The following is a 13,409-nucleotide window of genomic DNA, read 5'->3' as shown; positions in this document are numbered from 1 at the left end:
AAAGGAAGATAATATGATTATTTTAAAAACCCCAGAGCAAATTGAGAAGATGAAAAAAGCAGGTGAGATTTTAGCTTCTGTTCACAGGGAAATATCGAAGATGATAAAACCGGGAATAACTACTGGAGAAATAGATAGATTTGTTGAGAAGTATTTAAAAGAAAGGGGAGCCACACCTGAACAAAAAGGATATCAAGACTATCCTTTTGCAACATGTGCTTCAGTAAATGATGAAATATGTCATGGCTTTCCTAGAGATGAAAAACTTAAAGAGGGAGATATAGTTTCTATAGATATGGTAGTTAATTTAGATGGATGGCTAGCCGATTCTGCATGGAGTTATGGAGTTGGTAAAATATCAGATAAATCCCAAAAACTTTTAGATGTAACTAAAAAATCACTTTACCTGGGTATTGAACAGGCTAAAGTTGGAAATAGATTAGGAGATATAGGATACGCTATACAATCATTTGTAGAAGAAGAAGGTTTTTCTGTAGTAAAAGATTTTGTGGGCCACGGTATAGGGAAAGATATGCATGAGGATCCTCAGGTTCTTCACTATGGGACACCAGGTAGGGGAGCTCGATTGGTTGAAGGAATGGTAATTACAATAGAGCCTATGGTAAATACAGGCGATTATAGAATGACAATAGCAGAAAATGGATGGACAGCTAAAACTGTTGATAAAAGTTTGTCAGCTCAATATGAGCATACACTAGCTATAACAAAAGATGGACCATTAGTTTTAACTGAACAAAATGAGGATATTGATACTCAAAAGGAGGAGTAAATATGCCTAAAAAATATACAAAGGTAGAAGAGATTATAAATGGAGTAACCCATGGCATTGGAATTGTATTTGGAATAGTAGCACTTACTATGCTTCTAATCCTATCTATTAGGAAGGGAGATGTCTCTTCAATTGTATCCTTCAGTATTTATGGAGCGTGTATAATCTTAATGTTTTTAGCTTCTACACTATATCATAGCTTTACAATAAAAAAGGTGAAAGGTATTCTTAGAGTATTCGATCACTCGTCTATATTTTTATTTATAGCAGGAACTTATACTCCTATAGTTATACTTACCTTAAATGGTTCTTTAAGAATTGTTATACTTACAGGTATTTGGGCTATGGCAATTTCCGGTGTAGTTTTTAAAATACTAACATATGGTAAGTTTGATAAATATAAACTTTTATCCTTAGTATTTTATATAGGTATGGGTTGGTTTGCTATACTCCCAATTAAAAAGATAATAGAAGCTACATCTATAAACTTTTTTTATTGGATACTTCTAGGAGGTCTTATCTATACGATAGGAACTATATTTTATAGTATTAAAAAAATACCCTATAATCATGCTATATGGCATCTTTTTGTACTTGCAGCAAGTGTAACTCATTTTATAGGGATATTTTTATATTTAGCATAAATATAAGTTGTTTTAAATATATATTAAATAAATAAGGCTTATCAATATGTAAAAACTTTATTGCGTTGACAAGACTTATTTATCTAAGATATAATTGATGTATTGTTATAAAAAAATGAAGGAGGGTGATATTTAAATGTCACAAAAGGGAAATACAAAAGAAACAAAGGAAATGAATGGATTTCTTAAAGGCATAGAAAATATAGGAAATGCGCTTCCACATCCAGCTATGATATTTGTAATATTAAGTGCACTTGTTATTGTAATATCAGCACTTGTAGCTAAATTTGGCGCACCTGTTACTTATTATGATGCTAAAGCAGGAGAGGAAGTTACAAAAAAAGCAGTATCACTTTTAAATGTGGAAGGACTTAGATATATATTTAACAGTGCAACAACTAACTTTACAGGATTTGCTCCACTTGGTACAGTGCTGGTAGCTATGTTAGGGGTAGGAGTTGCAGAATGGTCAGGACTTATAAATACATCCTTAAAAAAGATGTTAGCAGGTGTTAATCCTAGATTTTTAACTGCTATGGTAGTATTTGCAGGTGTCTTATCAAATGTTGCATCTGATGCAGGATATGTAGTAGTTATACCACTTGGTGCTATTATATTTGCCGGTGCAGGGAGACATCCTATAGCAGGTCTTGCAGCAGCTTTTGCTGGGGTATCTGGAGGTTTTTCAGCAAACCTTATAATAGGAACTATAGATCCACTTTTAAGTAATCTAACAAATGAAGCTCTTAGGAGTGCAGGTATTGGCTATGAAGTTTTAGCAACTTCAAACTTATATTTTATGATAGTTTCTACATTTATACTAGTTTTAGTTGGAACAATTGTAACTGAAAAAGTAGTGGAGAAAAACCTAGGAAGATATACGGGGGATTATGTACCAACTCAAGATCCTGTAAGTGAAGTTGAAAATAAAGGCCTTAGAAATGCAGGTATAGCTTTACTTGTATTTGCTCTTATAATGGGCTTTTTAATGTTTACACCAAATGCAGCCTTTAAAACTGTAGATGCAGATGGAGACTTAAACTTAAATGAATTTATGGGTAATGGTCTTATGCTTTTAATATTACTGGCATTTTTAGTACCAGGACTTGTATATGGTAAAACAGTAGGAAAGATAAAGACAAGTAATGACTTGGTGGAATCTATGACAGAAGCTATGAAAAGCATGGGTGGATACTTAGTATTGTCCTTCTTTGCTGCACAATTTGTCAGCTACTTTAGCTATACAAATCTAGGGACTATACTTTCTGTAAAGGGAGCAGGTTTTTTAGAAGCAATAGGCTTTAAAGGCTTTCCTCTTCTTATAGCTTTTATAATTATTTCAGCGTTTTTAAATTTGTTTATGGGTTCAGCTTCTGCAAAATGGGCTATTATGGCACCTATATTTGTTCCTATGATGTTTGAAATGGGACTCCATCCAGAACTTACTCAAGCTGCTTATAGAATAGGAGATTCAACAACAAATATTATAACTCCGCTTATGAGTTATTTTGCAATGATAGTAGTATTTGCTAAAAGATATGATAAAGAAAGTGGTATAGGTACCCTTATATCAACTATGGTTCCATATTCTATAGCATTTTTAGCATTTTGGGTAGTATTAATGGCAATATTCTTCTTCTTGGAGATACCATTAGGGCATGTAGCAACAATACAAAGTATATTTATGGTATAGAATAAAAAGATATGGACTTTCCATATCTTTTTTTAAATAAATGTTAGGGAGGAATATATATGATAAATGAAAAAAGATTAGTAGAAAGATTTTTACAATATGTACAAATAGATAGTCCTACAAAACATGAAAGAAAGTTCGCAAATCACTTGAAATCAGAAATGGAAAAGATGGGACTAGAGGTTTATATGGACAATGCAGGGGAAAAGGTCGGGAGTGATTCAGGAAACCTTATTTGTAAATTAAAAGGTAACACTAAGGGAGAAAGTATACTTTTTAGTTCACATATGGATACAGTTTCTCCTAGTATAGGTATAAAACCTCAAATAAAAGATGGTGTAATATACAGCGATGGCACAACAATTCTTGGAGGAGATGACAAAGCAGGTGTAGCATCTATTATGGAAGCTATTGAAACTATAATAGAAAATGATATTCCCCATGGAGATATAGAAGTAGTTTTTTCTATATTTGAAGAGGGCGGCCTATATGGAGTTAAAAATTTAGAGTATGATAAGATTCATTCTAAACTTGGGTTCGTATTAGATAGTGGTGGAACGCCTGGAGAAATAATAGTTCAAGGACCTGCTCAAAACAAAATAGATGCTAAATTTATAGGAAAAGAAGCACATGCAGGAGTTGCACCTGAAAATGGAGTAAGTGCTATACAAATAGCAGCAGAAGCAATATCAAATATGAAGCTGCTTAGAATAGATGATGAAACAACTGCTAATATTGGTTTAATTGAAGGAGGCGGCCCTACAAATATAGTTACTAAAGAAGTAATTATAAATGCAGAGGCAAGAAGTCTTAAAGATGAGAAACTAAAAACTCAAACTGATAATATGGTTAAAGCTATGGAAGATGCAGCTAAAAAATTTGCTGGCAAAGTAGAAATAGATATAGATACTGTATATGGTGCTTTTAAAGTAGATGAAGATGAAAAAATAGTTGAAAAAGTAAAACAATCCTGTGAAAATTTAGGTTTAGAAGCATTTACTGCATCTTCAGGTGGAGGAAGTGATACAAACATTTTGAATAGTAAGGGTATTAAAGCAGTAAATTTAGGAATTGGAGAAAAAGAGCCCCATACCTTAGAAGAACATATAGCTATAAAAGACTTAGAGAATGCGTGCAGACTTGTATTAGAAATAGTAAAAGTATATGCTTAAAAACTAAATAAAAAAATAAAATGTACCTTTAGAATCTAATTTAAATAAAGATTTAAAAGGTACATTTTTTATGCATTGAATTTAAAAGATAAATAGTATAAAATTGTCTAGATGATAAAATAATAAAAGAAAGATTAGAGGAATGAATATGAAAGGAAACTTAAAATTAACCCAAGGGAATATAAGTAAAGCTATTATAAAGCTAGCTCTCCCTATAATGGGAACATCATTTATACAAATGGCATATACCTTAATAGATATAATGTGGCTTGGGAGACTAAGTACTGATGCTGTAGCAGCCGCTGGAACAGCAGGATTTTTCTTATGGTTTGGAGCAGGACTTGTATTAATTTCCCAAATTGGTATAGGTACTACAGTGGCTCAGTCTTATGGAAGAGAAAAGATTACAGAAGCAAGAAAATATATATCTAATGGATTTCAGTTAGATTTTTTTATTGGTATTGTTTACGCTATTTTGTTATTTATATTTAGAGAAGAACTTATATCTTTCTTTAATATAAAAAGTATAAAGGTTCATACCATGGCTATAGACTACATAAAGATAATATCAGTGGGTATTATATTTCACTTTTTAAATCCTATATTTTCTGTTATATTAAATAGTACAGGAAATAGTGTTGCTCCATTTAGAGTAAATACAATGGGCCTTATTATTAATATAATATTAGACCCACTTTTAATTTTTGGTCTAGGACCTATAAAAGGTTTTGGTATTAAAGGTGCGGCAATAGCTACCATATCATCTCAGATGATAGTAAGCATAATATTCATAATAATGGGTAAGAAAACAAATAGTCTTTATTCCCATATAAAACTATTTAAAAAACCAGATTTACTATATATTAAAAAGATTGTAAAACTAGGCTTACCTGCCTTCCTTCAAACTTCTGCACATTCTGGAATTGGCATGGTTTTAACTAGAATAGTTGCAGGATTTGGATCAGCTGGAATAGCTGTACAGTCTATAGGATCTCAAATAGAATCATTAACATGGATGACATCTGAAGGATTTGCTGCAGCCATGAGTGCTTTTGTAGGACAAAACTATGGTGCAGGGAAATATAATAGGATAAAAAAGGGATATAAAAAAGGTATGCAGATAGTCGGAAGTATAGGTATATTTACAACTATACTATTTATATTTTTCCCAAACTTCTTATTTAGTCTATTTGTGCCAGATGACCCTTTAACCTTAAAAGAAGGAATAACATATCTTAAAATACTTGCCTTATCACAATTTTTTATGAGTGTTGAAATAGGAACAGGTGGAGCATTTGCTGGACTTGGAAAAACTATACCAGCATCTATAAATGGTATAGTATTTAACGTTCTTAGGATACCTATGGCTATTTTTCTATCTAGCAGTGCACTGGGTTTATCTGGTGTGTGGTGGACTATGACTATTACAGGTGTTTTAAAGGGAATTATACTACCATCCATTTTCATAAAATTACTGAAAGATGATTTATTTAATGATGACTTGGTTTAAGAAAGTTAAATTTTTAATCTAAAATTAATTTAAAAAAGAATAGTAGGTGATACTATGAATGAAACTTTTACCATAATAATAAGGTTGTTTTTATCCGCAGTACTTGGTGGAGCTATTGGTTTTGAGAGAGAATCCCATAATAGACCGGCAGGTTTTAGAACCCATATATTAGTTACTGTAGGTGCAAGTCTTTTAATGCTTGTATCTTTGAATGTAGGTCCTAATGCTGATCCTTCTAGAATAGCAGCCCAAGTAGTTAGTGGAATTGGTTTTTTAGGCGCTGGAACTATACTTAGAACTGGAAATAATATAGAAGGACTAACTACAGCGGCAAGTCTTTGGGTATGTTCTGCTATAGGACTTTCTATAGGAAATGGTTATTATTTAGGAGGTATTATTTCGACATTTGTAGTTCTTTTTTTCTTAGAAAGAGCTGCAGCTTTTGAAAAAGTTATAAATAGAAAAAGTTATAAAACTATAAGAATTAGAGGTGAAACTAGACCAGGATTTATAGGGGAAATTGGTATAGTATTTGGAAAACAAAATATAATTATTAAAAATATATCTATAGAGGCTATAAATATTGAAGATGATATAGATGAGGAACTGCTATTTACTTTAAAAATTCCTCAAAAAACAGATATAGAATATACATTAAATAGTTTGTATAAAATTGATGGTATAAGAGAAGTGTTATTAAATGATGAAAAAATGGAAAATGATGAAGAATAGGTATATATAAATAAAATAAAAACTATTGGAGGAATAAATATGAATTTAGATCAGATTAAAAAACCAGAAGTTGGAGAAGAAATAGTTATAATTAAAACTAATCATGGAGATATAAAGGTGAGATTATTTCCTAAAGCGGCTCCAAAAGCAGTAGAAAACTTTAAAACACATGCCAAAAATGGATATTATGATGGCGTTACCTTCCATAGGGTCATGAAAGACTTTATGGTTCAAGGTGGAGATCCTGATGGAAGTGGTAGAGGTGGGCAAAGCGTATGGGGGAGTTCTTTTGAAGATGAATTTGATCCTGAATATCACAATTTAAGAGGTTCACTTTCAATGGCCAATGCAGGTCCTAATACAAATGGAAGTCAGTTTTTTATAGTACAAAAAGGCGATGTAGATAAAGGCTTTATAGCGGAGATGAAAAAAGCAGGATTAGAAGGTGGATTTTCAGAAGATGTTGTAAAAGCTTATGAAAATTTAGGAGGAACTCCTTGGCTTGACTTTAAGCATACAGTATTTGGTCAAGTTTTTGAAGGTATGGATGTAGTAGATAAGATTGCAAATGTAAAAACTGGAATGGGAGATAAACCTAAAGAAGATGTAGTTATGGAAAAAGTAGAAGTAATAGAATATAAATAAAATAATAAGAAGCTCATATGAGCTTCTTATTATTTTATCCATTTATTAAATTTTATTTCAGCTAGTGATATTACTTTATACATAAGTGCTGATATTATAGCTAATATAACAACACCCATCATGACTATATCAAGTCTAAATACTTGACTACCATATACTATTAGATAGCCAATACCAGCTTTTGAAACTAGAAATTCTCCAACTATAACCCCTACCCATGAAAGACCTATATTTATTTTAAAGGTACTTATAAGGTCAGGTATAGAAAAAGGCAATATAAGCTTATTTAATATTTGAAGTTTTGAAGCCCCAAATGTATCCAATAACTTCACCTTGTCTTCATCTACAGATCTAAAACTAGAATGCATATTCATTATAGTAACGACTATGGAAATAGATATTGCGGTTACTATAATACCTGAGTAGCCTGCTCCAACCCATATAATTATTATTGGAGCAAGTGCAGTTTTGGGTAGGCTATTTAATACAACTAAATAGGGATCAATAACTTTGGACCAAAAATCTGACCACCAAAGTCCTATAGCTATTAATACACCAAGGATTGTACCTATAGTAAATCCAGAGATTGTTTCTAAAACTGATACAGTTATATGGTGAAAAAGTCTTCCTCTTAATGTATATTCAACTATTAAATTTAATATAGCCGATGGGCTACTAGTTAAAAAGGTATCTATAAGTTTTAATCTTGCAGATACTTCCCAGATCAAAATGCCTAATAAAAATACACTTATTTGCGTTAATAAAATATTTCTTTTTTCCTTTTTAACATTTAATAAAAATTGTTCTTGTTCTTTAGAGATGGTTTTTTTAGACATGTACATCGAGCTCCTTCCATATCTTATTAAAGTAATGTCTAAACTCTTTTGCTTCTCTAGTTTTTAGAGGAGTTTTTTCACCTTCGCATTTTAAGTCGATATTTACAATTTCCTTAACAGTTCCAGGCCTATTAGTTAATATTATTACTCTATCGCACATACTTATTGCTTCTGCAATATCGTGGGTTACCATTATTGCAGTCTTTTGTTCTTTTTTTAATATAATACCTATTTCATCTGCTATAGTAAGACGTGTTTGATAATCAAGTGCTGAAAATGGTTCATCTAAAAGTAGTAAATCAGGATCCAATATAAGAGTCCTAATAAGAGCTACTCTTTGTCTCATTCCACCAGAAAGTTGAGATGGAGAAGAATGTAGAAAATCTCCAAGGCCATAAGATTTCAACATTTCTATAGCTTGCAATTCAGTTTTTTCATTTAACTTACCCTGTATTTCAAGGCCAATAGTAACATTTCTTAAAATATTTCTCCATTGGAAAAGATGGTCTTTTTGAAACATGTATCCTATATTTTTTAAAGGCTTATCTACTAAACGATTATTTATCAATACATGGCCTGTAGTTGGTAATATAAGGCCAGATATAAGTGAAAGAAGTGTAGATTTACCACATCCACTTGGCCCTACTATACCTATTATTTCATCCTCATAGATATCAAAATTAATATTTTTTAGAGCGGCAGTTTCTCCTTCTATACTATGATAATTTATACTTAAATCTCTTATTTCGCCAATTTTTTCCTGTTCCATTATATACCTCCTCACATAAAAGTCTCAATATACCATATAATATTCCTTAAAAAAATAAATGTGAAATTAAAAATTTATCGATAAAAATTTAAAATTAATAAAATAAATGGTATACTATTATAAGCAATAATTATTGAGGAGGAAATTTGATGCATCAATATAAAGGAAAATTAATAATACATACTGGTTCAATGTTTTCAGGTAAGACTTCTAGTTTAGAAAAAGATATGAAAAGATTTGTGATAGCGGGGTACAGTACTTTGGCATTTAAGCCAACAGTAGATACTAGATATGATAGTAGTGAAATAAAGACTCATGATGATACAGTTTTGCAAGCTATTCTTGTAGATACAATAGATGATATAGTAAAATATGTAGAAGAAGAAAAGCCAGCTGTAATAGGGATAGATGAAGTACAATTCTTAGGTGGTAAGGTAAGTGATATATTAAAAGCTGTTCAAGATTTCTTAAAAGATCATATAACGGTAATATTGGCAGGTCTGGATCTGGATTTTGAAGGTCAACCTTTTGAGATACTAAAAGAACTTATGCCAGTTTCAGATTATCTTTATAAACATCATGCAGTTTGTGTATCATGTGGCACTGATGCTTGGGTAAGTCATAGAAAAATTAGAGCTAAAGAAAGAGTAGTAATAGGAGCTACAAGAGAATATGAACCGCTTTGTAGAAGTTGTTTTTTAGAGGAAAAAGAAATAGAAGAAGATATAGTAAATAAAAACCAGGTTGTGTTTGATATAAAATAAAATTTAAAAACAAAATGAATCCAGTATTTTTACTGGATTCATTTTGTTTATTTTTAAAAATTAAGTCCTTCTCTATGCATACCTACACTTAAAACAATACCAATGCAAATCATATTTATTAGAAGGAAAGTACCACCGTGACTTAAAAAGGGAAGTGGTATACCCGTTACTGGCATCATTCCCATAGTCATTGCTATGTTTTCCCATATGTGAAATAAAAACATTCCAGTTATACCTACTGTCATAGTAGAACCAAATACATCTTCTGTATTTTTCGCTATTTTTATTAGCCTATGTAAAAATACTAGATATAGTGATAAAAGTCCCATACCTCCTAAAAATCCAAATTCTTCTACTAGAACTGGAAAGATAAAATCAGTTTGCTTTTCAGGTATGAAGTTAAGTTGTGTTTGAACACCTTGAAAAAGTCCTCTTCCATATATTTTTCCTGAACCTATTGCAATCTTACTTTGAACTACTTGATATCCAGAACCAGACATATTTCTTTCAGGTTCTAAAAAATCAAAGACCCTATCTTTTTGATAGTCTCCAAGTTTAAACCATAAGACTGGTAAAGCGGCTAATCCACAAACTATAGCATAACCTATATATCGAAATTTAAGCCCAGCAGTAAACATCATAAGTGCTACAAAAAATACTATTACTATAGCAGTTCCTGCATCAGGTTGTCTTAATATTAGAATTACTGGTGGGCTTACAAATAAAAGTACTTTTAGTATAGTTAAAGGATCATTTATAGTTTCCTTATGATTATCTATAAACTTTGCCAGGGAAATAATAAGACCTACCTTTACAAACTCTGAAGGTTGAAATACAACACCGCCTATTTCAAGCCAAGATCTAGCTCCCCAAACATTTTCTCCAAAGCCAAAAATAGCAACTATTACTAAAATTATATTAGATACTATATAAATTGGAATATAAAGTTTTCCAAGAAAATGATAATCCATAAAACTTAAAGCTAAAATGGAAATAAATCCTAAAACCATTGCTATAGTCTGAGATTTTACAAGGCTGCTAGAACCTGTATTTATAGTTGCAGATCTTATAAGAAGTAGTCCAAGTAAACTCAATAGTATTACTGATATAAGTAGTAAAAAATCAAATTTTTTTAAACTTTTTTTATTAAAACTAAACATTTTATTCTTCCTTTCAATTGAATAAACTATAAATATTATATCATATTTACATAACTCTTGTAGTTATAATTTCATTAAATATGGTATGATTATATAGAAGGAGTGTGATAAATTGTTGAAAATAGGTTGTCATCTATCTATTTCTAAAGGATATTATAAAACAGCCCTAGAAGCTATTTCAATAGGGGCAAATACTTTCCAGTTTTTCCCTAGAAATCCTAGAGGGGGTAAAGCTAAAGATTTAGATTTAGAAGATATAGAAAAACTTCAAGAACTTATGAAAGATCACAACTTTGCACCGCTATTTGTTCATGGAGCTTACACTATGAATCTTGCTTCTGATAAAGAACGAGTAAGAAATTTTGCTAAAGAGATATTAAAAGATGATTTAGATAGATTAGAGAAAATAACAAATTCTTATTATATATTTCACCCAGGATCCCATGTTGGGCAAGGAGTTGAAAAAGGCATAGAATTTATAGTAGATGCCTTAAATGAAATAATAACTAAAGATAATAATATAAATATATTGTTAGAAGGTATGTCTGGAAAAGGAACAGAGATAGGTAGAAATATGGAAGAGTTAAAGGCTATAATAGATGGTGTTAAGCACAATAAAAACTTAGGAATATGCATAGACACTTGCCATTTATATTCGAGTGGATATGACATTGTAAACGATTTAGATGGTGTTTTAAAGGAAATTGACGATCGTGTAGGTTTAGAAAGACTTAAAGCAGTTCATTTAAACGATAGTAAAGTAGACTTTGCATCGAACAAAGATAGGCATGAACTAATAGGTGATGGGACTATAGGAAAAGATAGTATAAGTAAAGTAATTAATCATCCGCTACTAAGAGACTTACCATTTAACTTAGAGACCCCCAATGATGTAAAAGGTCATAAAAAAGAAATTGAATTTTTAAGAAGTGTGTATAAATAATGGATAAAGAAAAATATATTGTGGATGCATCTAAAAGAGTAGGTATAGATATAATAGGATTTACAGATAGTAGTATCCTAGATATAAAATCCTTTATTTTAAGCAAAAAAGAGGCTGGTAAATCTACTGAATTTGAAGAAAAAGACATAGAAAAAAGAATAAATCCCAAATTTACAATGGACAGTGTCCAGTCTATAATAGTAATAGGGGTTTCTTATAATTCAGCTTTTAAACAAAAAAAGACTTATGGTCTAAGTGGTGATATTTCCATGTCCTCATGGGGAACAGACTATCATAAGGTTTTAAAGGTGAAAATGGAAAATTTAATTTTAGAAATAAAAAAAGAAATAGATTTTGAATATAAGGCTTTTGCAGATACAGGGCCTCTTGTAGATAGAGAACTTGCAAGACGAGCAGGAATTGGATTTTTTGGTAAAAACTGTTCTATAATAAATAAAGAATATGGATCTTTTATATTTTTAGGATATATATTAACAAATATAGATTTAAAATCGGATAGTCCACTAAATGAAGATTGTGGAGAATGTGAACTATGTTTAAAAGCATGCCCAACTGGAGCTTTAGAAAGTGCATACAATATAAATGCTAAAAAATGTATTTCTTATTTAACTCAAACTAAGGAAGAAATACCTAGAGAACTTAGAAAAAAGATGGGTAAAAGTATATATGGATGCGATATTTGTCAGAAGGTATGTCCTAAAAATAAAAATATAAAGCATTCCTCACACAAAGAGTTTATTCCATCTATCACGGGTGGAACAATAGATTTGGAAGGATTACTTTTTATGTCAAATAGAGAGTTTAAAAGAGAGTTCGGTCATATGGCTGGTAGCTGGAGAGGTAAAAATATATTAAAACGAAACGCTATTATAGCTATTGGAAATATAGGAGATAAAACAAATATCCCATTATTAGAAGAAGTGAGGAAAAACTCAAATAGTACTTTACAAGGGTATATAGATTTAGCAATTGAAAACATTTTAAGTAGAAAAGATAATAAAGAATAAGTAACTTTTCAAATATCAATATGTTAAATTAAAAGTAATATAAATAAAGGATATTTTACTAAATTTAGTAAAATATCCTTTATTTATATTAAAAAAGTAAAAGTATGTTATTATTATGTTATAATTATTAAATCAGAGGTGAAAAATATGATAACTGGAATATGTATTATTAAAATTAGAATATTTGCATCTAATTCGTTGAAAGAAAAAAGACAAGTTATAAAAAGCTTAACAGGAAGACTTAAGTCTAGATTTAATATATCTATAGCAGAAGTTGGATTAAATGATAGTTGGCAAATTGCTGAAATTGGACTTAGTCTAGTAACAAATGACTCCAACCATGCAAGAGAAGTTATATCTAAAGTGATTAACTTTATAGATGGTGATAGTAGGGTTGAAATAATTGAACAAAACATTGAACTTTTATAGATGGTAAAAAGGAGAAAATGTAGTTGGAAGTAATTATTTTAGAGTTCTAGCTATCATTGTGATACCAATTTATTGAAGATACAAAATAGGACGTGCATAAAGAAAAGATATAATGAAAAATATTATGAGGTCTAAATGAACCGGTATACATCATAGAATTATATATCATGAAATAAGAAGTTAGAAGTCTAAAAAAAGATTTATATGAAAATAAGATGTAAAAAAATATTGTAATTATTATAATAGATAGTTGCAGAATGTGATTTTTAAAAATATCTGTGTTATCCACAAGAA

At 30.5% G+C, this 13,409-nt stretch carries 14 protein-coding genes; 11 read left to right on the top strand and 3 right to left on the bottom strand.

Annotated elements, in window-relative coordinates:
- Positions 1–13: 13 nt before the first annotated feature.
- The 7 genes from map to ACTHW2_RS01355 all read left to right on the top strand — a co-directional run bounded on the left by map (position 14) and on the right by ACTHW2_RS01355 (position 7,186).
- Entirely contained in the window at positions 14–790 is a 777-nt protein-coding gene (gene map, locus ACTHW2_RS01385) for a type I methionyl aminopeptidase (protein WP_442261926.1), read from the top strand.
- A gap of 2 nt (positions 791–792) precedes the next feature.
- Positions 793–1,434 (top strand): PAQR family membrane homeostasis protein TrhA, encoded by a 642-nt coding sequence (gene trhA / locus ACTHW2_RS01380; protein WP_442261925.1) that lies wholly within the window; start codon positions 793–795, stop codon positions 1,432–1,434.
- A gap of 136 nt (positions 1,435–1,570) precedes the next feature.
- Positions 1,571–3,127 carry an AbgT family transporter gene (locus tag ACTHW2_RS01375; RefSeq protein ID WP_442261924.1) on the top strand — a complete coding sequence of 519 codons (1,557 nt, stop codon included), beginning with the start codon at positions 1,571–1,573 and terminating at the stop codon, positions 3,125–3,127.
- 59 nt (positions 3,128–3,186) lie between these two features.
- Positions 3,187–4,299 (top strand): M20/M25/M40 family metallo-hydrolase, encoded by a 1,113-nt coding sequence (locus ACTHW2_RS01370; RefSeq protein ID WP_442261923.1) that lies wholly within the window; start codon positions 3,187–3,189, stop codon positions 4,297–4,299.
- Between the two features lie 148 nt (positions 4,300–4,447).
- Positions 4,448–5,809, top strand: a complete 1,362-nt coding sequence (locus ACTHW2_RS01365; RefSeq protein WP_442261922.1) for an MATE family efflux transporter — start codon at positions 4,448–4,450, stop codon at positions 5,807–5,809.
- Between the two features lie 54 nt (positions 5,810–5,863).
- Positions 5,864–6,541: an MgtC/SapB family protein gene (locus ACTHW2_RS01360; RefSeq protein ID WP_442261921.1), complete on the top strand. Its 678-nt coding sequence runs from the start codon at positions 5,864–5,866 to the stop codon at positions 6,539–6,541.
- 39 nt (positions 6,542–6,580) lie between these two features.
- Entirely contained in the window at positions 6,581–7,186 is a 606-nt protein-coding gene (locus ACTHW2_RS01355; RefSeq protein WP_442261920.1) for a peptidylprolyl isomerase, read from the top strand.
- Between the two features lie 29 nt (positions 7,187–7,215).
- On the opposite strand, the gene ACTHW2_RS01350 is transcribed toward ACTHW2_RS01355, so the two are convergent.
- Both ACTHW2_RS01350 and ACTHW2_RS01345 read right to left on the bottom strand, forming a co-directional pair.
- On the bottom strand, positions 7,216–8,022 hold the full coding sequence (locus ACTHW2_RS01350) for an ABC transporter permease (RefSeq protein WP_442261919.1): 807 nt from the start codon (positions 8,020–8,022) through the stop codon (positions 7,216–7,218).
- On the bottom strand, positions 8,015–8,791 hold the full coding sequence (locus ACTHW2_RS01345) for an ABC transporter ATP-binding protein (RefSeq protein WP_442261918.1): 777 nt from the start codon (positions 8,789–8,791) through the stop codon (positions 8,015–8,017). Before ACTHW2_RS01345 ends, ACTHW2_RS01350 begins: the two co-directional genes overlap by 8 nt.
- A 149-nt stretch (positions 8,792–8,940) precedes the next feature.
- Here ACTHW2_RS01345 and ACTHW2_RS01340 point away from each other — a divergent pair, with 149 nt between their 5' ends.
- Complete coding sequence (locus tag ACTHW2_RS01340; protein ID WP_442261917.1) at positions 8,941–9,555, top strand: thymidine kinase; 615 nt, start codon at positions 8,941–8,943, stop codon at positions 9,553–9,555.
- A 53-nt stretch (positions 9,556–9,608) separates the two neighbouring features.
- On the opposite strand, the gene rodA is transcribed toward ACTHW2_RS01340, so the two are convergent.
- Positions 9,609–10,715, bottom strand: a complete 1,107-nt coding sequence (gene rodA / locus ACTHW2_RS01335; RefSeq protein WP_442261916.1) for a rod shape-determining protein RodA — start codon at positions 10,713–10,715, stop codon at positions 9,609–9,611.
- A gap of 112 nt (positions 10,716–10,827) precedes the next feature.
- Here rodA and ACTHW2_RS01330 point away from each other — a divergent pair, with 112 nt between their 5' ends.
- The 3 genes from ACTHW2_RS01330 to ACTHW2_RS01320 all read left to right on the top strand — a co-directional run bounded on the left by ACTHW2_RS01330 (position 10,828) and on the right by ACTHW2_RS01320 (position 13,115).
- Complete coding sequence (locus tag ACTHW2_RS01330; protein ID WP_442261915.1) at positions 10,828–11,658, top strand: deoxyribonuclease IV; 831 nt, start codon at positions 10,828–10,830, stop codon at positions 11,656–11,658.
- Positions 11,658–12,686 carry a tRNA epoxyqueuosine(34) reductase QueG gene (gene queG / locus ACTHW2_RS01325; protein WP_442261914.1) on the top strand — a complete coding sequence of 343 codons (1,029 nt, stop codon included), beginning with the start codon at positions 11,658–11,660 and terminating at the stop codon, positions 12,684–12,686. The genes ACTHW2_RS01330 and queG overlap by 1 nt, the downstream gene beginning before the upstream one ends.
- Positions 12,687–12,833: 147 nt before the next feature.
- Entirely contained in the window at positions 12,834–13,115 is a 282-nt protein-coding gene (locus ACTHW2_RS01320) for a DUF503 domain-containing protein (RefSeq protein ID WP_442261913.1), read from the top strand.
- The last annotated feature ends 294 nt before the right edge of the window (positions 13,116–13,409 follow it).

The organism is Tissierella sp., assembly GCF_052089545.1.
In the GTDB taxonomy this organism is placed as follows: domain Bacteria; phylum Bacillota; class Clostridia; order Tissierellales; family Tissierellaceae; genus Tissierella_A.
This window is presented reverse-complemented; position numbering and strand designations above follow the sequence as displayed.